Annotated in this window: 20 protein-coding genes; 13 read left to right on the forward strand and 7 right to left on the reverse strand. The window is 54.5% G+C overall.

The window, feature by feature from the left end; all coding sequences use genetic code 11:
- Positions 1–161: 161 nt before the first annotated feature.
- The 5 genes from L2731_RS15145 to hslR form a co-directional block, all read right to left on the reverse strand.
- Complete coding sequence (locus L2731_RS15145; RefSeq protein ID WP_345773716.1) at positions 162–1,388, reverse strand: dicarboxylate/amino acid:cation symporter; 1,227 nt, start codon at positions 1,386–1,388, stop codon at positions 162–164.
- A gap of 410 nt (positions 1,389–1,798) precedes the next feature.
- Entirely contained in the window at positions 1,799–3,601 is a 1,803-nt protein-coding gene (locus L2731_RS15150; RefSeq protein ID WP_249254050.1) for a hypothetical protein, read from the reverse strand.
- A 371-nt stretch (positions 3,602–3,972) separates the two neighbouring features.
- Positions 3,973–5,514: a phosphoenolpyruvate carboxykinase gene (locus tag L2731_RS15155; RefSeq protein WP_249254052.1), complete on the reverse strand. Its 1,542-nt coding sequence runs from the start codon at positions 5,512–5,514 to the stop codon at positions 3,973–3,975.
- A gap of 190 nt (positions 5,515–5,704) precedes the next feature.
- Complete coding sequence (gene hslO, locus L2731_RS15160) at positions 5,705–6,565, reverse strand: Hsp33 family molecular chaperone HslO (RefSeq protein ID WP_249254054.1); 861 nt, start codon at positions 6,563–6,565, stop codon at positions 5,705–5,707.
- 13 nt (positions 6,566–6,578) lie between these two features.
- Positions 6,579–6,971, reverse strand: coding sequence for a ribosome-associated heat shock protein Hsp15 (hslR, locus tag L2731_RS15165; RefSeq protein WP_011867415.1), 393 nt, complete (start codon positions 6,969–6,971; stop codon positions 6,579–6,581).
- Between the two features lie 262 nt (positions 6,972–7,233).
- Between hslR and gspC the strand changes: the two genes are divergently transcribed.
- From gspC to L2731_RS15225, 12 genes are all read left to right on the forward strand, one after another.
- A complete protein-coding gene (gene gspC, locus L2731_RS15170; protein ID WP_041508812.1) occupies positions 7,234–8,151 on the forward strand; it encodes a type II secretion system protein GspC in 918 nt (305 codons plus the stop codon).
- A 22-nt stretch (positions 8,152–8,173) separates the two neighbouring features.
- Positions 8,174–10,288 carry a type II secretion system secretin GspD gene (gene gspD / locus L2731_RS15175; protein ID WP_249254056.1) on the forward strand — a complete coding sequence of 705 codons (2,115 nt, stop codon included), beginning with the start codon at positions 8,174–8,176 and terminating at the stop codon, positions 10,286–10,288.
- Positions 10,281–11,849 (forward strand): type II secretion system ATPase GspE, encoded by a 1,569-nt coding sequence (gene gspE, locus L2731_RS15180; RefSeq protein WP_239853579.1) that lies wholly within the window; start codon positions 10,281–10,283, stop codon positions 11,847–11,849. The genes gspD and gspE overlap by 8 nt, the downstream gene beginning before the upstream one ends.
- 2 nt (positions 11,850–11,851) lie before the next feature.
- Positions 11,852–13,072: a type II secretion system inner membrane protein GspF gene (gene gspF / locus L2731_RS15185; protein WP_041508815.1), complete on the forward strand. Its 1,221-nt coding sequence runs from the start codon at positions 11,852–11,854 to the stop codon at positions 13,070–13,072.
- Positions 13,073–13,143: 71 nt separating this feature from the next.
- The gene (gspG, locus tag L2731_RS15190; RefSeq protein ID WP_041508816.1) at positions 13,144–13,578 is read left to right on the forward strand and encodes a type II secretion system major pseudopilin GspG; all 435 of its coding nucleotides are present in this window, start codon (positions 13,144–13,146) and stop codon (positions 13,576–13,578) included.
- 20 nt (positions 13,579–13,598) lie between these two features.
- Entirely contained in the window at positions 13,599–14,180 is a 582-nt protein-coding gene (gspH, locus tag L2731_RS15195) for a type II secretion system minor pseudopilin GspH (protein ID WP_239853577.1), read from the forward strand.
- Complete coding sequence (gspI, locus tag L2731_RS15200) at positions 14,173–14,577, forward strand: type II secretion system minor pseudopilin GspI (RefSeq protein WP_239853575.1); 405 nt, start codon at positions 14,173–14,175, stop codon at positions 14,575–14,577. The genes gspH and gspI overlap by 8 nt, the downstream gene beginning before the upstream one ends.
- Complete coding sequence (gene gspJ, locus L2731_RS15205) at positions 14,558–15,307, forward strand: type II secretion system minor pseudopilin GspJ (protein ID WP_249254058.1); 750 nt, start codon at positions 14,558–14,560, stop codon at positions 15,305–15,307. The genes gspI and gspJ overlap by 20 nt, the downstream gene beginning before the upstream one ends.
- Positions 15,300–16,298 carry a type II secretion system minor pseudopilin GspK gene (gspK, locus tag L2731_RS15210; protein ID WP_249254060.1) on the forward strand — a complete coding sequence of 333 codons (999 nt, stop codon included), beginning with the start codon at positions 15,300–15,302 and terminating at the stop codon, positions 16,296–16,298. The genes gspJ and gspK overlap by 8 nt, the downstream gene beginning before the upstream one ends.
- A gap of 84 nt (positions 16,299–16,382) precedes the next feature.
- Positions 16,383–17,573 carry a type II secretion system protein GspL gene (gene gspL, locus L2731_RS15215; protein ID WP_249254062.1) on the forward strand — a complete coding sequence of 397 codons (1,191 nt, stop codon included), beginning with the start codon at positions 16,383–16,385 and terminating at the stop codon, positions 17,571–17,573.
- A 1-nt stretch (position 17,574) separates the two neighbouring features.
- On the forward strand, positions 17,575–18,051 hold the full coding sequence (locus L2731_RS15220; protein WP_041508821.1) for a type II secretion system protein M: 477 nt from the start codon (positions 17,575–17,577) through the stop codon (positions 18,049–18,051).
- A gap of 20 nt (positions 18,052–18,071) precedes the next feature.
- Positions 18,072–18,833 carry a type II secretion system protein N gene (locus L2731_RS15225; RefSeq protein ID WP_249254064.1) on the forward strand — a complete coding sequence of 254 codons (762 nt, stop codon included), beginning with the start codon at positions 18,072–18,074 and terminating at the stop codon, positions 18,831–18,833.
- Between the two features lie 78 nt (positions 18,834–18,911).
- Here L2731_RS15225 and L2731_RS15230 read toward each other — a convergent pair whose 3' ends face one another.
- Together L2731_RS15230 and rsmD are read right to left on the reverse strand one after the other, a co-directional pair.
- Positions 18,912–19,202 (reverse strand): DUF1145 domain-containing protein, encoded by a 291-nt coding sequence (locus L2731_RS15230; RefSeq protein ID WP_249254066.1) that lies wholly within the window; start codon positions 19,200–19,202, stop codon positions 18,912–18,914.
- Positions 19,202–19,789 carry a 16S rRNA (guanine(966)-N(2))-methyltransferase RsmD gene (gene rsmD / locus L2731_RS15235; protein WP_249254068.1) on the reverse strand — a complete coding sequence of 196 codons (588 nt, stop codon included), beginning with the start codon at positions 19,787–19,789 and terminating at the stop codon, positions 19,202–19,204. Before rsmD ends, L2731_RS15230 begins: the two co-directional genes overlap by 1 nt.
- 239 nt (positions 19,790–20,028) lie before the next feature.
- Between rsmD and ftsY the strand changes: the two genes are divergently transcribed.
- The gene (gene ftsY / locus L2731_RS15240) at positions 20,029–21,576 is read left to right on the forward strand and encodes a signal recognition particle-docking protein FtsY (RefSeq protein WP_249254071.1); all 1,548 of its coding nucleotides are present in this window, start codon (positions 20,029–20,031) and stop codon (positions 21,574–21,576) included.
- The last annotated feature ends 23 nt before the right edge of the window (positions 21,577–21,599 follow it).

Here is a 21,599-nt window from a genome sequence, read left to right on the forward strand (position 1 = left end):
CTTTACATAACAAGCTAGGTTAAAAAAGACTCAAGGTCAAGTGTGCTTTACATAAAGTTTGGTTTGTTTAACTTTTAAGGTGGCGAATTGGCATTGGATGGACAGATGAGGGAGATGGCCGTTCGAGGCCACCTCCTTGTTATTTCACTCGTATTAGCTCATTACTTAGCTTGAGTGTATTTATCTAAGATCACCGCACAGGCGGCATCGCCCGTGATGTTGAGCGAGGTGCGGATCATGTCAAAGACCCTATCCAGGGCAAACAGCAGCGGCAGGCCGTCGATGGGGATGCCCGCGGCCAGCAGTACGGCAACCACTAGGAAGGAGGGGCCGGGCACGCCTGCCTGACCTATGGCGCCCAGGGTCGAGGTGAAGATGATCGCCAGATAGGCGCCCAGGCTGAGATCTATGCCATACATCTGGGCGAAGAAAATCGCCACCAGGCCGTAGTAGATGGCGTTACCGCTCATGTTGATGGTTGCGCCTAGCGGCAGCACGAAGGAGGCGGTGGGTTTTGAGACCCCCAGCTCCTCCTCACAGGTTTCCATGTTCACCGGTAGGGTCGCCATGGAGGAGGCGGTAGACAGCGCCATCACCTGAGGCTTCTTCATCACGCTGATAAACTTCTTGGCGCTGACATTGGAGAACAGCTGTACCAGTAGCGGGAAGAAGAGGAAGCCAAACAGCAAGATACCGAAGACAAACACGGCAAACAGCTTGAATACCACTTCCAAGGCATCGAAGCCGAAGGTACCGACGGAGTCCGCCATCAGGCCGAACACGCCGATGGGGGCGATCACCATGACGCAGTTGATCATCCACACGAAGGCATCGACTATGGTATTGAGCGCCGCCAGAATCGGCTTGCTGCCATCTCCCTTCACCTTAGTGAGGGCGATACCGAAGAAGATGCTAAAGACCAGTATTTGCAGAATATTGCCGCCGGTGAGGGACTCGAACACATTGGTGGGGATCATGCCGATGAAGGTATCCATCACGCCGGGCAGGGCACCATGCTCTTCGGTGACCTTCATCAGGCCGCTGGCGCTGTGGGCGGTGAAATCGACGCCGTTACCGGGCTGGAACAGGTTGCCTAGCAGTAGCGCCAGGGCAACCGCCACCCCTGAGGTGATGATGAAGAAGCCGAAGGTGCCTATGCCTATCTTACCCGCCGAGGGGCTGTCGCCCAGGCTGGCGGCGCCCGAGATGATGGACACCAGCACCAGAGGGATAACCAACATCTTGATCAGATGGATGAAAATGGTGCCTAGCGGCGCAAATACGCTGGCCTGTTCGCCCATGATAAAACCGACGGCGGCGCCGATAATCATGGCGATCACCACCTGCACCCCGATATTGCCTAAAAGCCTACTTGTCTTGGTTTTCACCTTTGCCTCGCCCTGTCGTCTGTATTGTACCAATCGTAATAAATGACTGATTATCCTAGCTTGTTAAAACGCTCGATGATTGCATTAGTATTTTTAACTGTAGAATAACTACTTATCTAAAAATCTTGCTTTGTTCGCAAGCGTTTTCCCTGCGCTATCTCTGCTCACTTATTTACTGTGATTAGTGTTAACTTGAAATGAGTATAGTCTTGCAGGCGCGCAGCGTAGCACGGGGGAGGGCAAGAGTCTGTGAATTCAGGCGTGCCTTGAGGATAAAGCCCAAGCATGGCGCGTGATAGCCGAGCTTTTGCGCAAAAATGAAGTGCTATGGCGAGGGGGAAAAGAAGAGGATGGCATTTGCCATCCTCTCTGTTGGGGTTTGCTATTGAATAAGCCTTAGTTCATCGGGCTTAAGGCTGTTGTCCCTTGACGATCGCCTCCAGGTGTTGCTGGAAGCGCTGGTTGAAGTTGTCTTCATTGCCATCGAAGCTGACGTTGAGGTAGTCCCCGAACTTGCTCATATAGTCGGTGGCCTCATAGATGCTGACCTCGATTAGCTTGTCGCCCTGGATAAGATAGTCATCGGCCGACACCATGTCGGCATAGGCTGCCGGCAGGTCAATCTGCTTGACGCGCAGCACAGGTTCATCGCTTGGGCCGGTGATCAGCGACCATTGATGGGTTTCGACCTGACCTGTAATGTTGACCTTGATGGTCTTGTTTTCTTCGTCGATGACAGTGTCATCTGGGTAGAAGGCAGGCCAGAAGAGGCGAGCGATATCCGCCGTGGTCAGCTGTTCAGCATCCTGATGACTCGGCATGGGCCAGGTGATGAACTCATCCTGTACCCGGCACATCACATCCGCTGCCTGCTTGATGTGGTAGCGATATACCTGACTCGGCCAGCTAAGCTCGCCCAGCTTCAGCGCGGGTGGGGTGGTGCTAAGGACAGCCTGCCACTCATCGCCACTGCCCGAATATTTAGTAAACTCGACGGTGAGGGGCACAAAGGTGCTGCTGTACACAGTGTGAAGAGTGTTGTCTATGTAGCGAATCTCAGGCGCCTGATAGGCTTTATCGTCATGCCCGACCCAAAGTTCGAGTTCCTGATTCCAACACGCCTCTGGCGTCTCAGTGCCTTCTCCTTCACGATAATCGAATACTCGACCATTGACCTTGCCCTCGATGATTGAACCTATGAAGGTGAGATCGGGCGTGCCATAGGTGAGGGTAAAGGCGCTGTGCAGTTTGGCGGGCGCCAGGGTGAAGTCGCTGTGCAGCTGGTCGTCCTCAAAGAAATGGTTCTTGATCACCTGCCAATCGGCGTATGACATGATCTTCTCATCGATTGGCGTCTCGATATAGCCTGCGGCGAGCAGGGCATTGTTTACCAGGAAACGTATCGCCATGGGGTCGTTATTCAAGTAGTCCTGGGTGTTCATGCCGCTCGCTTCTACCAGGTTCCTTAGCTGGTCGCGGGTCATCGACATGATGTCATCGACGGCCAGCACATCGCTGAGCTGATCGCCGATCAAGGCTTCCAGATGACGATGCAGTCGGTAGGTGTCGATAAATTCAGGGGCGAGGGATTGCTCGGCGCTCAGCTTATAGGGATTGCCTTGGCGCTCGTAAATCGTCAGCACCATGGCGGCGAGCAGGGCACGCTGAGAGGCGATCTCCAGGGAGGTGGTGCCGGCGGCGCGCATGCGGGCGACACGTTGAAATTCCAGGTTGGTCAGGGCATTGATCTCACCTCCGTGCTCCTGCAGAGCGACCAGTCTGCCTTCTCCCTCCATGGAGATGACGGTCTGGGTGTTATCGGATTGCGCATGGGTATTTAGGGCATCGGTTCGAAATGCTGCCTTGAGAAGGGCCGGTTTGGTGGCGGTTTCTGCGGCCTGCTGCCAGTTGGCGATCAGATCATAGACGGGCATCTCGACGTTGCTGGTCCAGTCGATCTGATACTTTCCTTCTGCATCTGCTATGCCACTGGGCTCATTGGTTTCACAGCTGGCATTCTGGTTGAAATCCACACAGACCTCGGCGCCGGCTACCGCGCCCTGATACACCACTGTGCCGATGATTTGATGATCGAAACTAGCGGGTGGCAGGGTGCCGCCATCTGTGGGATTGTCTGAATCGTTATTAGAGTCACCGCAGGCACTGAGCAGACAGGTGCCGAGCAGCAGAGAGCTAAGATGAGTTAAACGCATATTTGTGTCCTTACAAATATTAACAATGAAAGGAACCGGGCGGTGAAATACCAATCACAGTAAGTATTTGATCAGAAATAGCGCAGGAAAAACGCTTGAGAACAAAGCAAGATTTTTAGATAAGTAGTTATTCTACAATTAAAAATATTAATGCAGTTATCGAGCGTTTTAACAAGCTAGAATGATCAACTATTTATTACGATTGGTATAACTTAGCAAGGTCCAATACGGCTGAAAGGACATTATCTATAGCTTTGATTAAATTACCATTACCCGATCGGATAGGTTAGAAGTGCAAGACTTGCAGGGTATTTAGACAATAAAAAATGGCCCCTGGGGGCCATTTTTAGCTAAGAGGTTAGCACCAGGGCTTAAGCCTTAGGGCCTGCCTGCTTGATGGCGTCAGAGACGTCGTACTTAGTGAAGTTGGCGGCAAACTCTTCTGCCAGCTGCTGGGCGTACTTGTCGTATTCAGCCTTATCTGCCCAGGTGTTGACCGGGTTAAGCAGCTTGGCATCGACACCAGACACGGCCACAGGCACGTCTAGGTTTAGCTTATCGATATGAACGGTTTCCACATCCTTCAGCTCGCCGCTGACGATGGCATCGACGATGGCGCGGGTCGTTGGAATGTCGAAACGCTTACCTACGCCGTGTGGGCCGCCGGTCCAACCTGTGTTGACCAGGTAGACCTGGCTACCGAATGACTCGATGCGCTTCATCAGTAGCTCGGCATATACGCCAGCCGGACGCGGGAAGAATGGCGCGCCGAAACAGGTCGAGAAGGTCGACTGAATCGCAGAGGTAGAGCCCATCTCGGTCGAGCCTACCTTGGCGGTATAGCCAGAGAGGAAGTGGTAGGCCGCCTGTTCCTTGCTCAGCTTAGACACTGGAGGCAGTACGCCTGATACGTCACAGGTCAGGAAGACCACGGCATTTGGCTCAGCGCCGCGGTTCTCTTCCTTACGCTGAGCGATGTGCTCCAGCGGGTAGGCCGCGCGGCTGTTCTCGGTCAGCTCTGTGTTGCTGTAGTCAGGAACGCGTTGCTCATCCAGAGTCACGTTTTCAAGTACGGTACCGAAACGAATAGCGTCCCAGATCACCGGCTCGTTCTTCTGGCTCAGATCGATACACTTGGCGTAGCAGCCACCTTCGATATTGAATACGCCGCCTGGTGCCCAGCCATGTTCGTCGTCGCCGATGAGGAAACGCTTAGGATCTGCTGATAGGGTAGTCTTGCCCGTGCCTGACAGGCCGAAGAATAGGGTAGTATCGCCTTCGCTGCCGACGTTGGCCGAGCAGTGCATTGGCAGTACGCCTTTGGCAGGCAGTAGGAAGTTCTGCACTGAGAACATAGACTTCTTCATCTCGCCGGCGTACTTAAGGCCTGCCAGCAGTACCTTGCGATCGGCGAAGTTGATGATGACGGTGGCGTCAGAGTTGGTGCCGTCACGGGCAGGATCACACTCGAAACCCGGGGCGTTCATGATCTGCCAAACGGGCTTGTTGGCGACGTTAAACTGCTCAGGCACGATAAACAGGTTACGGGCGAAAAGCTGATGCCAGGCGGTCTCGGTTTTTACTTCAATAGGTTGGTAGTGCTCAGGGTCGGCACCCACTTCCAGCTCAGAAACAAAAGTCTCCTTGTCGGCCAGGTAGGTCGCAACGCGATCCCATAGGGCGTTAAAGGCATCCATGGCGAACGGCTTGTTGACCGCACCCCAATCGATTTCATTTTCGCTACTTGCTTCTTTCACGATAAAGCGGTCGTTGGGTGAGCGTCCGGTACGCTCGCCAGTTTTTGCCACTAATGCACCATTCGCCGTTAGCTCTCCTTCGCCGCGTGCGAGTGCAAACTCAACTAGTTGTGCCGTAGAGGGATTTCTATGAGTCTGCTTAGATCCATCCGCCATCTGTAAGGTCTCCATCATTCGAGTAGGGTTGGCCGGTCTGTGCCAGCTTGTTTTTGTTTTATCTGCATGATTTGCAGAGGCCCGATTGTAACTTAAGCGGAATTGAATGTGTGAGGAAGATCGCGAAAATCGTGAAAAAAAGAGGATGCGCACAGGCATCCTCTTTCAAAGGTGAATATAAGCCGATGATTTACTGCTGAGTATCGGCCTTAGGCGCGTTTTTAAATAGGGCTTCAACATCGATGGAGTCGAAGCTGTAGCTGGAGTTACAGTACTCACAGCCCATCTCGATCTTGCCTTGTTCTGCCAGGATGGCGTCCAACTCTTCCTTCGCCACGGTTTTCAGTGCCTGACCGCTGCGCTCACGGGAGCAGGTACAGGAGAAGGTGACCTCGATAGGATCGAACAGGCGAACCTCTTCCTGGTGATACAGACGGTGCAATACTTCTGTTGCCTCGAGATCAAATAGCTCCTCGGCCTTGATGGTGCTGGTCAGCTGTTCGAGATGTTCGAACTCTTGGTTGTGCTCGTTCTCGCCCGGTAAGACCTGGAGCAACATGCCGGCGGCTTGCTTGCCGTTGGCAAACAGGCGGATGGCGGTCGGCAGCTGCTCTGACTGCAGGAAGTATTGCTCCAGACACTCGGCCAGGGTTTCCTTCTCCAGCGCCACTACGCCTTGATAACGCTCGCCGTTGCTCGGAGTCAGGGTGATCACCATGTGTCCCTGGCCCATGAGCTGTTGTAGGCTGGCGTCTTTGGCGACCTCGCCTTCCCTGCGTGCGACGCCGCGCAGCTGCTGTAGGTTGTTGCCATTGATCACCGCTAGTGACACCGGGCCGTTGCCCTGCACCTGTACGCTGATATCCCCATCAAATTTCAGTGTGGCGGTGAGTAAAGAGGTGGCCGCCATCAGCTCGCCCAGCAAACGGGCAATCGCCTCTGGGTAGGTGTGAGCCGATAAGATCTCTTGATAGCTCTTCTCTAGCTGTACGATTTGTCCGCGCACATCGGCGTTGTCGAATAGGTAACGGTTTAAGATATCTTTACTCATTTGTGTCTCACAGTTAGCTTTCTTTAAAGCGTATTAGTTGGCGACGCTGTTTCTTGTCTGGCTTGGTATCCGGCGCGGGATTGTTAAGCACATTCAAGCGTCTTGCCTCGGCATAGGTCTCGCGTTTGGCTATGCTTTCTGGCGTCTCTTCATATAAGGTTTGGGCGACCACCGCCTTTTGGCGCTGCTCGGATAATTTTTTTATGACGATCTCTTTTTCGTCATATCCTTGTCGTAATCTAATCACGGCGTCGACTTCGGCCAGCTTGCTCGACTTAGTGCGCTGGCCATTGTAGTGCACCTTACCGCCGTTGATCATCTCTTTGGCGATTGCTCGCGTCTTATAGAAGCGGGCGGCCCATAGCCACTTGTCGAGCCGAACGCCAAGCTCTTTCTCTGAGGTCATGGTGATCAGGTCTCCTTAGGTGTATAAAGATGTGCAAGCTCACAGGCTTAAAAAATAGTCCATACTTGTTGTTAGCCAACAGATGAGATAGCGACAGACCTCACACCCTTTTTAGGCGCGTAAAGTTAGCATAAATCGCCTCTATAGGCCAATAAAGAGACTGTTATGGGCTTGTTGCGATTAGCTGTGTAGGTTAGCATGAGCCACAGCTAGGAAATTATCATAATCAGATTAGAGGCCTGCATAGAGGGTCCACAATAATATGGATTTATTAGACAAAGTAATATCTAAGGCCGCTGCCGTGCCGCAGAAGCCTCTGAGTTCGGCCGTATTCTGGCTCGGTTTGATTATCGCTATCTATCTTTTGGCGCAAATCACATGGAAGTTGGTGCCCGTCGCTGAAACCCCACAAAAATGGCAGGCGACCCCTGTCTCCAGCAGCCAGTCATCGTCCCAGGTGAATGTCTCTACGCTGCAAGCATTAGCCCTCTTCGGTAAGGCCGACCCCAACTCGGATAAGCCTAAGCCCGTGGTGGAAGAGAAGATCACCGACGCACCCAAGACCTCGCTGTCGATTCAGTTGACCGGCGTGGTGGCCTCGACTGCCGAGCAGAATGGGCTAGCGGTGATCGAGTCCCGTGGTAGCCAGAACACCTATAGCCTGGGCGACAAGATCCAGGGCACCTCGGCCTCGCTTAAAGAGGTGTACGCCGATCGCATCATCATCTCTAACACCGGTCGTTACGAGACGCTGATGCTCGATGGCCTCAAGTATGAGGCTCAGGGCGAAGCCAATAACTTGTTGCAAGAGGCACGTTCCTCTCGCGATGTCCGCACCATAGATAAGCGCAACAACAGCGCCGTTTCTAAAGAACTGGAAGAGTCGCGCGACGCCCTGCTGGAAGATCCCAGCAAGATCACCGATTACCTGGCGATTTCACCGGTTAACGCCGGCGGCGAGCTGCAGGGGTATCGCTTAAACCCAGGCAAGGACAGACAATTATTTGAACAGGCTGGCTTTAAGGCCAACGATTTAGCAAAATCAATGAACGGCTATGATCTGACTGATATGAGTCAAGCATTGGAAGTGATGGCGCAGTTGCCAGAATTGACCGAAATTTCTCTGATGGTCGAAAGAGAGGGTCAGCTGGTTGAGATCATGTTTAGTTTGCCGCAATAAAAAGGGTTAGAGGAAGTCATTAATGAACAACAAGAAAATACGCCGCAACCTTATCGCGAGCGTCGTGATGGGCGCCTCGCTGTTAGCGCCACAAGTGGCGTGGTCGGAACAATACGCGGCTAATTTCAAGGGCACTGACATTCAGGAATTTATCAACATCGTTGGTAAGAACCTGAACCGGACTATCATCGTCGACCCTACCGTACGCGGCAAAATCAACGTACGCAGTTACGATCTGCTCAACGATGAGCAGTACTATCAATTCTTCCTTAATGTGTTGCAGGTCTATGGCTACGCCGTGGTCGAGATGGACAACAACATCATCAAGGTGATCAAGGACAAAGACGCCAAGACCTCGGCGATCCGCGTTGCCGATGACACTACTCCAGGCCTGGGCGATGAGATGGTGACCCGAATCGTCGCCCTCTATAACACCGAGGCCAAACAACTTGCTCCCTTGCTGCGTCAGCTCAACGACAACGCGGGTGGCGGTAACGTGGTTAACTACGACCCGTCAAACGTATTGATGATCTCCGGTCGTGCGGCCGTGGTGAACAAGCTGGTGGAGATCGTCCGCCGCGTCGACAAGCAGGGTGATACCGAGGTGCAGGTGGTGCCGCTGGAATATGCCTCTGCCGGCGAGATGGTGCGCATCATAGATACCCTGTACCGCGCAAGCTCCAACCAGTCTCAGTTACCGGGTCAGGCGCCTAAGGTGGTGGCCGACGAGCGTACCAACGCGGTGATCGTCAGTGGTGACGAGAAGAGCCGTCAGCGCGTGGTGGCCCTGATTAAGAAATTGGATGCCGAGCAGGCGACCACAGGTAATACCAAGGTACGTTACCTGCGTTATGCCAAGGCAGAAGATCTGGTAGAAGTGCTGACCGGTTTCGCCGAGAAGTTGGCCAAAGATCAGGACGGTGGTCAGTCCCAGGGCGGTCGCAGCAAGCGCCGCAACGAAATTAACATCATGGCTCACCCAGACACCAACGCCCTGGTGCTCAGCGCCGAGCCGGATCAGATGCGCACGCTGGAGAGTGTCATCAACCAGCTGGATATTCGTCGCGCACAGGTACTGGTAGAAGCCATTATTGTCGAGGTCGCCGAGGGTGACGATGTCGGCTTTGGCGTGCAGTGGGCCACAGAGTCTGGTGGCGGCACCCAGTTTAATAACTTAGGTCCCACAATCGGCGAGATCGGTGCCGGTATCTGGGCTGCTCAGGAAGAAGATGGTACTAAGGTTTGTACCGAAAACGGTACTTGTACCGAGAATCCTTCCAAGAAAGGTGATATCACCATACTGGCGCAGGCGCTGGGCAAGGTGAATGGTATGGCGTGGGGCGTGGCCATGGGCGACTTTGGTGCCCTGATCCAGGCGGTTTCTAGCGATACCAAGTCAAACGTACTAGCAACGCCTTCTATCACCACCCTGGATAATCAGGAAGCCTCCTTCATCGTGGGTGACGAGGTACCTGTGCTGACAGGTAGCCAGAACTCCAGCAACGGCAACAGCAACCCCTTCCAGACGGTCGAGCGTAAGGAAGTGGGCGTGAAGCTGAAAGTCGTGCCACAGATCAACGAAGGCACCACGGTTAAGCTCACCATCGAACAGGAAGTCTCTGGTATCAATGGTAAGACGGGTGTGGACGTGACCTTTGCTACTCGCCGACTAACGACCACGGTAATGGCCGATTCGGGTCAGATCGTCGTGCTCGGTGGTCTGATCAACGAAGAGGTGCAGGAGAGCGTGCAGAAGGTACCTTTCCTCGGCGATATCCCTATCTTGGGTCACCTGTTCAAGTCATCATCGAGCGGTAAGAAGAAGAAAAACCTTATGGTCTTCATCAAGCCGACCATCATTCGTGATGGTGTGACCATGGAAGGCATAGCCGGTCGTAAATACAACTACTTCCGCGCCCTACAGCTAGAGCAGCAGGAGCGTGGCGTGAATCTGATGCCAAATACCAGCGTACCTATCCTGGAAGAGTGGAGTCAGGAGGAGTACCTGCCGCCTGAAGTGAATGAGGTGCTGCAACGTTACAAGGATCGCAAGGGACTCGATACCAAGATGCGTGAAACCGATCCTGCGCTGAAACAGATCAACGAAAACAAGCAGCAAGATAAGCAAAATGAGTGATATCCAAGCCGCACAAAACGAGGAACTGGCCCAGGTAACGAGTGAACTCGGGCTAGCCTCGGAGGCCGAATCCGATGAGGTATTTCACTCAAGCAGTCGTGACCGTCTGCCCTTCGCCTTCGCCCACAGATTCGAGTTGGTGCTGGATAAGGACGAGGCGGGACTCACCCTGTATCACACAGTCAACACGCCGATAGAGGCGATGCTGGAGGTGCGTCGTTACACTGGCCAGGAACTGGCATTGGCTCGGCTTGAGCCTGACGTGTTCGAGGCCAAGCTGACCCAGGTGTATCAGGCCAACTCTTCCGAGGCGCAGCAGCTGATGGAAGATATCGGCAACGAGATGGATCTGTTTACCCTGGCCGAGGAGCTGCCCCAGACAGAAGATCTGCTCGAGGGGGACGACGATGCGCCTATCATCAAGCTGATCAATGCCCTCTTGTCCGAGGCGATCAAAGAGGAAGCCTCTGATATCCATATCGAGACCTATGAGAAGCAGCTGGTGGTGCGTTTCCGCGTCGACGGTGTGCTCAAAGAGGTGCTCAAGCCGAATCGCAAGCTCTCGTCGCTACTGGTTTCGCGTATCAAGGTAATGGCGCGTCTGGATATCGCCGAGAAGCGTGTGCCGCAAGATGGCCGTATCTCCCTGCGTATCGCCGGTCGTGCGGTCGATGTGCGTGTGTCCACCATGCCATCTAGCCATGGCGAGCGCGTGGTACTGCGTCTGCTGGATAAGAACGCCGGTAATCTAGATCTTAAACAGCTGGGGATGACTGACACCATACGCGAACAGTTCGATGAGCTGATCCGTAAGCCTCACGGTATTATTTTGGTGACCGGTCCTACCGGTTCGGGTAAGAGTACTACCCTGTACGCGGGTCTTACCGAGATCAACGCCATCGACACCAACATTCTGACCGTCGAAGACCCGATCGAATATGAATTGCCTGGCATAGGCCAGACCCAGGTGAATACAAAGGTCGACATGACCTTCGCCCGTGGCCTGAGAGCCATTCTACGTCAAGACCCTGACGTGGTGATGATAGGTGAGATCCGTGACCTTGAAACGGCGCAGATCGCGGTGCAGGCTTCACTTACTGGTCACTTGGTGATCTCGACCCTGCACACCAACACCGCCTCGGGCGCCATTACCCGTCTGCAAGACATGGGGGTTGAGCCCTTCCTAGTCTCCTCGAGTCTGCTGGGGGTGCTGGCACAGCGCCTGATCCGTACCCTGTGTCCTCAGTGTAAGACGGAACACACGCCAGACTTGCGTGAGCGAGAGCTGCTGGGGATCAGCGAAGACGATCCGCGCACCATCTACCGCGCGACAGGTTGTGCTGCTTGTGGTCACAACGGTTACCGTGGCCGTACCGGTATCCACGAGCTACTGCTGGTGGATGACTATGTTCGTGAGCTTATCCATACCGGACGCGGCGAGCTGGCCATCGAGAAGCATATTCGTAAGACGGTACCTAGCATTCGCCATGACGGCATGATTAAAGTCCTCGACGGGGTGACTACCCTGGAAGAAGTGCTGCGCGTCACTCGCGAGGAGTAGCCATGCCAGCATTTGAGTACAAGGCGTTAAACGCCCAGGGCAAACAGCAGAAAGGGGTTGTCGAAGCCGACACGGCGCGTCATGCCAGGGGCCAACTGCGTGAGCAGCGTCTGATGCCGCTGGAGATCACCCCAGTAGTCGAGAAGGAAGCCAAGGCGAAGAGCGGTGGTTTCAGCTTCAAGCGTGGCATCTCGGTTGCCGAACTGGCACTGATCACCCGTCAGATAGCGACTCTCGTGGCCGCAGGTTTGCCGGTGGAGGAGGCGCTCAAGGCCGTAGGTCAGCAGTGTGAGAAGGACAGGCTTGCCAGCATGGTGATGGCGGTTCGCTCGCGCGTGGTCGAGGGTTACAGCCTGGCCGACTCGATGGCGGAATTTCCCCATATTTTCGACGATCTCTATCGCGCCATGGTGGCTTCGGGCGAGAAGTCGGGCCATCTCGAGATAGTGCTTAACCGCCTCGCCGACTATACCGAGCGTCGTCAGCAGCTAAAGACCAAGATGACCCAGGCGATGATCTACCCCATAGTGCTGACGCTGGTTGCCATCAGCGTTATTGCCATCTTGCTGGCCGCCGTGGTGCCTCAGGTGGTGGGTCAGTTCGAGCATATGGGCCAGGAACTGCCCTGGACGACACAGTTTTTGATCGCCTCATCGGATTTTGTTCGCGACTATGGCCTTATCGTCATGGGTATCATCATAGTCCTGGTGGTCGGTGCCAAGCAGCTACTGCGCAGCGCGGCCAATCGGATGAAGTTCGACACGGCAATACTCAAGATGCCGGTTGTCGGACGGGTGAGTAAGGGACTTAATACGGCGCGATTTGCGCGCACCTTGAGTATCTTGACCGCCAGTTCGGTTCCGCTACTCGATGCCATGCGTATCGCCAGCGAGGTCTTGATGAATGTCAGGGTGCGGGCGGCGGTTGAGGAGGCCACCGCCAGGGTACGTGAAGGCACGAGTCTAGGCGCGGCGCTCGCCAATACTAAACTTTTTCCCCCTATGATGCTCTATATGATCACCTCGGGTGAAAAGAGCGGTCAGCTTGAGCAGATGCTAGAGCGCGCCGCCGACAACCAAGACAGAGAATTTGAGTCTAATGTCAACATCGCCCTGGGGGTGTTCGAGCCTATGCTGGTGGTCAGCATGGCGGCCGTGGTCCTGTTTATCGTCCTGGCGATTCTGCAGCCGATCTTAGAACTCAACAACATGATTAGTGGTTAACGTCCAAGCGTTAACTACCAACAGCCGTCCTAACTCCAGACGTTAGGGTATTTTTTATAGAGGAAGTATTAATGCAAGCAAGAAACAAGCAAAAAGGTTTTACCCTACTGGAAGTCATGGTGGTTATCGTTATCTTAGGGATCCTTGCTTCCATGGTTGTACCTAACCTTATGGGCAACAAAGATAAAGCCGACATCCAAAAGGCGGTATCTGACATTGTTGCACTGGAAAATGCCTTAGACATGTATCGTCTGGACAACAGCGTCTACCCGACGACAGAGCAGGGACTGGAAGCCCTGGTACAGAAGCCAACTATCTCACCCGAGCCACGCAACTACCGTGCCGATGGCTACGTGAAGCGTCTGCCACAGGATCCATGGCGTAACGATTACCTGCTATTGAGCCCGGGTGAGCAGGGTAAGATCGACATCTTCAGTGCTGGTCCTGACGGTCAGCCGGGTACCGAAGACGATATCGGTAACTGGAACCTGCAAGATTACCAATAAGCCTTAGGTCGAGTCTGTCTATGCGTGGCGTTCGCCAATTTGGTTTCACCCTGCTAGAGGTCCTGCTGGTCGTCTTGCTGATGGGATTGGCTGCCGCCGCGGTGACTTATACTACCAGCGGCGCCGATCAGCATAAGGCGCTGGAGCGTACGGCGCGACAGTTTATGGCGGCGACCGAGCTGGTGTTGGATGAGACCATACTCAGCGGTCATTTCATCGGTATCGTCATCGATGAGAAGCACTATGAGTTCGTTTATTACGATGAAGGCAAATGGAAGCCACTGCAGCAAGATCGCCTGCTGGCGGCCAAAGAGATGGAACCTGGAGTCGAGATGCATCTGGTGCTCGATGGTTTGCCTTTAATCCAAGAAGATGAAGAAGATGATGAGTCCTGGTTCGACGAGCCGCTCATCGAGCGCAGTGAAGATGAGAAGAAAAAGTTTCCCGAGCCTCAGGTGATGCTGTTTCCCAGCGGCGAGATGAGCGCCTTCGAGCTGACCTTCGTCGGTAAGGATGAGCGAGGCCAGGAAATAGAGGCCCTGGTGGTGGGTGATGCCTTGGGGCGTCTGACCCTGGGCAGAGAGGATGGATTCGATGAGTAAGCCCAGGCTAGGCCCGAGTATCAAGGCCAGAGGCCGCAGCGCAGGTATGACGCTGCTTGAGGTGATCGTTGCCCTCATGGTGTTTGCCATCGCCGCCGTCTCCATCACTAAGAGTCTGGGTGAGCAGATGGCCAATATGCCGATACTCGAGGAGCGCACCCTGGCACAGTGGGTGGCCAGCAATCAGATGGTGGACGCCCGCCTGGAGAAGAAGTTTCCCGACCTTGGCCGTAAAGATGGCAGCGTCGAGCTGGCGGGAAAAGAGTGGTATTGGCGCAAAGAGGTGGTGAAAACCACAGATGATAATTTTCGCATGATACGCATCAGTGTCAGTGACGATGATCGCTACCAACGCGTCATCGCCCAGGTGAGTAGCTATGTCCTTAAAGAAGAATAAGACTACTCGCGGTTTTACCCTGCTGGAGATGCTGATCGCCATCGCCATCTTTGCCATGTTGGGTCTGGCGGCCAATGCCGTGCTCAGCACTGTGATGAAAAACGATGAGGTCACCGCCGAGTTTGCCCAGCGGCTGAAGTCGCTGCAACAAGGATTCGGGGCTTTAGAGCGAGATTTTGGCCAGATGGTGGCCCGCACCCCACGCCTGTTGGAAGGCGGACGGGGCTCGACCGTGATTCAAACCGGTAAAGATATGTTCGACTCTGAGTCGGAGGCCATCGTCTTCTATCGCATCGGCTGGCTGAATCCCGATGGCTTGTTGCCGCGGGGCAGTCTGCAATCTGTGGCCTATGTGGTGCAGGAAAATAACCTGGAGCGTTGGTATTTTCCCTATCCCGAACCGGAATTTGGCGCCGAGCCGATCAAGACTGTGGTGATTAAGAATGTCCTCTCGGTGGAGTATTCCTTCTATGTAGAGGACAAGTGGGAGCGTAAGTTTGACGCTACCAGCCTGCCCAAGGCGATTGCCATGGCCGTTGAGGTGGAAGGTCTGGGCAAGGTGCAGCGCAAGTTCCTGTTACCGCTAGGGGCAACGCTTAGCAAAGATAATTCGGGTAACAATAACGGCAACAATAACAACGGCAACAATAACGGCAACAACTCGGGCGGTAATAATACTGGTGGCAACAACAGTGGCGGCTCCGGTGGCAAGGAAGATGGCGATGAATAACCTGCCAGGAAAGCAGCGTGGCGTGGCGCTGATCGTCGTTTTGCTGATTGTGGCGATGATCGCCATCATTGCCACTAACATCAATAGCCGCAACCAGATATCTGTGCGTCGCACTATTAACTTGGCGCAGTATGATCAAGCCTATTGGTATGCGATATCGGCCGAAGAGCTGGTCAAGAAGGTGCTTAAGCAAGATTTAGACGATGCCGATGATGGCAAGGTGCATCGGCAACAATATTGGGCTCAGGCCGATGTGGTATTTCCGGCAGAGCAGGGGGAGATAGGTGGTCGAATCAGCGACCTGCAGGCCTGTTTTAACCTTAATGCCCTGGCTATTGAGACCACAGTGGTGGAAAACGGCCAACCTAAGCTGCCATTGGCGGCGATACAGTTTAAGGGGCTGCTGGTTGCGCTGGGGATGGATGATTTCTCCGCCGAGCGTCTGACCCATACGCTGAAAGATTATATCGATGAGGACACGGTCGCCAGCCCCTTCGGCGCCGAAGATGCCGACTATGAGTCGCGAACCGTGCCCTATCGCGCCGCTAACACCTTGATGAGTCATCGCAGCGAGCTGCGGGCGGTGATCGGCTTTAGTCAGGAGGTCTACCTTAAGTTGGCCCCCTATATCTGCGTCATCCCCGGCTATGATCGCCAGGTGTTGAACGTCAATACCATAGAGGTGGAGCAGGCGGCGCTGCTGGCGGGTATGTTTGATAATAAGATCAGCGTGGGCGAGGCCGAGAGCATCATTAATCAGCGTCCTGGCGATGGCTATGACAGCATGGAAGACTTCTGGTCCAATGGCTCCATCTCAGGTCTGCGTCAGCAAAAGAACCTGGAATCGAGCTTTAGCCTCAAGAGTAAGTATTTTCTGTTAGAGGCGGGTGCTAAGGTTGATAGTGCCACCTTTAGGGTGCAAAGTGTATTACGTGTGGGCGGTAACAACCAGCTGGACGTCTTGACCCGTCAATATGGCGGCCAAAAATAATCACTTAGGTGGGCCATGCTCGTCTAGGCTAATAAAAGGACAAGCTCATCGAGAGCAACTTCATGAGACTTGTGGAGAAAGACATTGAGTGAAAGATTATTTATCCGATTAGGAAGAAGCGCGGAGCAGAGCTGCTCCTGGCTGGTATGGTCGGAACAAGAGCAGGAGATCATCGCCTCGGGAGAGCTGAGCGACGCCCAGGGGCTGTCGACGCTGACCGAGCGCGCCGGTAACCGTCCGGTAGATATTCTGGTGCCCGCCTCTGCCATTACCCTCACCTCGGTGGAGCTGCCGGAGAAGGGCCAGCGTCAGGCGCTGAAGGCGTTGCCTTTCATGCTGGAAGAGAGTCTGGCCGAGAATGTCGATGAACTGCATTTTGTCCCGGGTCCGCGCAGCGGCGAGTCTCTTAGCGTTGCCGTGGTGGCCCACGAACAGATGCAGACCTGGCTCTCCTGGTTGAGTGAGGCTGGCATCAAGGCGCGTCAATTGGTGCCCGACTGTCTGGCCCTGCCACTGCAGGAATGTCAGTGGGCGGCGATGAAGTTTGGCCCGGATTACCTGCTGCGTACCAGCGCAGGTAGCGGTGTCAGCCTGGATGCCAGCTGGTTCCAGGCCGCCCTGCCTAAGCTTGCGGAGGGGCAGGAAGAGACGCCTATCACCCTGGCCAGTTATAGCGACATGGATATTCAAGGCGTCGAGGTGAAGCCTCAGCCGCTGGATCTGCCTATGCTGGTGTTGGCTAAGGGGATCCTTAACGCACCGTTAAACCTACTCAGTGGTATCTATACCCCTAAGCGTGAATACAGCAAGCATCTGCTACTGTGGCGTAATGCCGCCATGGTTATCTTGGTGGCCCTGGTGCTGGCCTTGGTGAACAAGGGACTCAACATTCATCAGATGAACGTCGAGCGCGAAGGCTTGCAGCAGCAGACGGGTGAGATCTTCAAACTGGTGATGGGCAGCTCGCGCATGGTCAACGTGCGCTCGCAGATGCAGAGTCAGCTGCGCACCCTGCAAGGGGCTGGCGGTGGCATGGCCTTCTTTACCATGCTGGACGATCTCGCCGAAGGTTTCGCTAAGGTGCCGCAACTTAAGCCGACCAGCCTGCGTTTCGACAGTGGCCGTAACGAGCTGCGCATGCAGATCACCGCCAAGAGCTATGCCCAGATCGAACAGTTTAAGGAGCTGATCTCGCCTAATTTCCAGGTGGATTCCGGCGCCATGAACAGCGGCGAGGATGAAGTGACCAGTACCTTAACCCTGAGGAGCAAGTAAGATGGACAACATTAAGACGTGGTGGAATGGCTTAGTGTTGCGCGAGCAGCAGCTCGTGGCGGCTTGCGCCATAGTGTTGGGGGTCGGCATCCTCTATTGGGGGATCTGGACACCGATCAGTCAGGCTGAGGCCGATGCACGGCGCAACCTGACTGCCCAGGAAAGTACACTCAATTATGTGAAGCAGACTGCCAACAAGATCGCCGGTCTTAAGCAGGCCGGTGGTAAGAAGGGCTTCTCAGGCAGCCTCAGCACTGTGGTGACTCAGAGTGCCAAAAGCTATGGCCTGGAAATCACCCGCATGCAGCCACAGGGTAACAAGATCCAGGTGTGGATGGACGAGGTGCCCTTCGATTCACTTCTGGATTATCTGAGCGACCTGGTGCAGCAGAAGGGTCTCTCCCTGGATAATCTCGATCTGGCCGATGGTGAGGCCGAGGGCTTCGTCAAAGTACGTCGCATCCAGTTCTCGCAGTAACTAAGTAGTAAGGGTTTTTTGTGGGTCTAGTGAAAAAAATTGTTATCGGCGTTTTCGTCTATCTGGTGTTTCTGATCGCCCTGTTTCCGGCGAGTCTGGCGGTTAAGTTGGCCCCCTTGCCTAAGCAAGTCAGTGTTTCGGGGATCTCGGGCACCATCTGGTCCGGTGAAATAGACACCTTAATGCTGCAAAAGCGTCGCCTGGAGCAGGTGAGCTGGCAATTGAGCCCTTGGGGGCTACTGACGGGCAAAGCTAATATCGACTTCGTGGTGGGCAGCCGTGCTACCGCAGTTAACGGTAAGGGATTCGTCAGTCTCTCTATGTCTGGCATCGATGCCAGCGGCGTGCGTTTCGACGCGCCGAGCGAGTTCCTGGTGGGCAATACACGTCTGCCGTTTCGTACTCAGGTGGGGGGCAACTTCAGCCTGATGCTGCAAGACCTGGAGCAGGGCGTGCCTTGGTGTCAGCAGCTTACGGGTAAACTCTTTGCCCAGCAGCTGCAGGTGAACAATCAGTTCGGCAAGTATCCTCTGGGGGATGTCGCCGTGGCGCTGAGCTGTGTCGATGGCAACATCAAGGTGCAGACGGATGACAGCATGAACGCCTTAGGCCTCAGTGGCCATGCGCTGCTTAAGGCCGACAAGCTGGTGCAGGTCACCGCCAAGATCAAAGAAACTCAGGCCCAGCCCGACGATCTTAAGCAGGCGCTAAGCTTCCTCGGTAAGCGCGACAGCCAGGGCTACTACCCGATCAATTATCAGGGACGGGTTCCCGGCCTCTAGTGGTTGAGATTAAGATACAAAAAAGCCCCTTTATGGGGCTTTTTTAATGCCTGCTTCTCTTTAGCAAAAGACCAGCGTTTAGGCCTGATTGTCGGTGACGCCTTGCTGCATAACGCGCTGGCGATATTCCAGCAGACTGAATACACCGAAGAGCATGACATTCAGGTACTGGCGGAAACCTAGGGTCATCAGTGGCTTAAACAGGGTGCGGAAGATCAGCGTCTGCAGGCCGTGCATCACCAGGGTGATCGCCAGCAGTAGGGTCAACAGCATGCCTATGTTGCCTTCCGCTGGCGCAAATAGGTTGTAGATCATGACGGCCCAGGCAAATAGGGTGATCGCCTTGCCGATAAGAATCACCAATTTCATTAATCTGTCTCCGTGTGTTCGACTCGATACAGGCGATAGGTCACCTGACCGGCTTGTTTCTCTTTCAGTGGCATCCAGCCGCTGGGCAAGCCGAGGGGCGGATGCTCTTTCTCTGTCTCCACATAGACCAGAGCATCCTGATTGAGCCAGCCTTGGGCGACCAGCGCATCGATACAAGCCTGGGCGAGCCCTTTGCGAAACGGTGGATCGATAAAGACGACATCGAAGCCCTCGGCGGGTGGCGTCTTGAGCTGCACTAGGGTGTCGCCCTGAACTACATCGGCGCAGTCGCACTTGAGGGTAGCGAGGTTTTGTTTGAGCTGCTTGGCCGCGCTGGCCTGTAGCTCAAATACCTTGGCGTACTTGGCATAGCGAGAGAGCGCCTCGAAGCACAGGGCACCACTGCCGCCGAAGCAGTCGAGCACGCGGGCACCTGGAAGATCGCCTGCGATCCAGTTAAACAAAGTTTCCCTGACTCTGTCCGTGGTGGGCCTTAGCCCCTCGAGATCATGTATCGGCAGTTTTCTAGAGCGCCATTGTCCGGCGATGATCCTTACCTGTCCGCTTGCGGGTCGATTTCTTGCCATTTTCTACCTGTATTGTGTGGATTCATTTAGCGGAATTTGGCCTGACCAGATTAAGTGTTAGACTGTTGCGCTAAATTGAGGTCGCTATTTTAACGTAAAGCATCAGAAAAAGGTGCAAAGCCCAGGGCATTAACGAAAAAAATGCCGTGTTTTTCTGCGTCGTTAGCTTGTTATAATGACGAGCGCAGCATGACTTTATAGCGAATTTTGAATCAGTTAATTGAGTACTGGTATTACACATGGCAAAAAAAGGTTTTTTTTCTTGGTTCCGCAAAGATAAATCTAAGCAGGAAGCGGCGGCACCAGAAGTAGAAGTTTCGACTCAGGCAGATGCCGAACAGGCTAACGTCGAAGAAGAGAATGTACGGTTGGCTGCCGAGCAAGCAGAGCAGGAGCATTTAGCTGCGGAACAAGCTGAGCAGCAACGCATCGCAGAGGAGCAGACTCGTGTCGAAGCAGAGAATGCCCGTCTGGCAGCAGAGCAGGCAGAGCAAGAACGCCTGGCCGCCGAACAGGCCCGTCTCGAAGCAGAGAGTGAGCGTTTAGCTGCGGAACAAGCTGAGCAAGAGCGTCTAGCCGAGGAGCAGGCCCGCGTCGAGGCTGAAAATGCCCGTCTTGCTGCCGAAAAGGCAGAGCAGGAACGCCTAGCTGCGGAACAAGCTGAGCGGGAGCGTCTAGCCGAAGAACAGGCCCGCGTCGAAGCTGAGAATGCCCGTCTTGCTGCCGAACAGGCCGAGCAAGAGCGTTTAGCTGCCGAGCAGGCAGAGCAGGAGCGTCTAGCGGCTGAGCAAGCAGAACAGACAGGGCAAGAGGAGCAGGTTGAACAACAGCCCGAGCCGCAGCAGAAGCCGACCAAAGAGGGCTTCTTTGCCCGTCTGAAACGTGGACTGAAACGTACCAGCGAAAATATCGGTAGCGGTTTCATCGGTCTGTTTAAGGGTAAGAAGATCGATGATGAGCTGTTCGAAGAGTTGGAAGAGCAGTTGCTGATCGCCGATGTGGGGGTGGAAACCACCAGTCGCCTGATCGCCAGCCTGACAGAGCAGGCGAGTCGCAAGCAGCTTAAAGATGGCGAGGCACTCTACGAGCTGATGCGTGAAGAGATGCAGAAGACCCTGGAGCCGGTGAGCATCCCTCTGGTACCTGAAAATAGCGATGGCCCCTTCGTTATCCTCATGGTCGGTGTCAACGGCGTGGGTAAGACCACCACTATCGGTAAGCTGGCCAAGCAGTATCAAGCACAAGGTAAGTCGGTGATGTTGGCGGCGGGTGATACCTTCCGCGCGGCGGCCGTCGAGCAGCTACAGGTTTGGGGTCAGCGCAACGACATTCCGGTTATCGCCCAGCACACAGGCGCCGATAGCGCCTCGGTACTCTTCGATGCACTGCAGGCGGCGCGTGCCCGTAAGATAGACATCTTGATCGCCGATACAGCGGGACGCCTGCAGAACAAGGCTCACCTGATGGATGAGCTGAAGAAAGTGGTGCGGGTGATGAAGAAGCAAGACGAGAGCGCCCCTCACGAGGTGATGTTGACCCTGGATGCGAGTACGGGTCAGAATGCCATTAGCCAGGCGCAGCTGTTCAAAGAGGCGGTTGGCGTCACGGGTATCACCATGAGCAAGCTCGATGGCACGGCCAAGGGCGGTGTGATCTTCGCCATTGCAGATAAATTTGGCATACCAATTAGACACATAGGTGTCGGTGAGCAGATCGACGATCTAAGAACTTTCGATGCGAAAGACTTTATCGACGCCCTGTTCAGCCATGAGGATGAGGCCAAGTAGCAAACGGCTAGGCGTAAAGCCAG

This window comes from Shewanella aquimarina, assembly GCF_023349185.1.
In the GTDB taxonomy this organism is placed as follows: Bacteria; Pseudomonadota; Gammaproteobacteria; order Enterobacterales; family Shewanellaceae; genus Shewanella; species Shewanella aquimarina.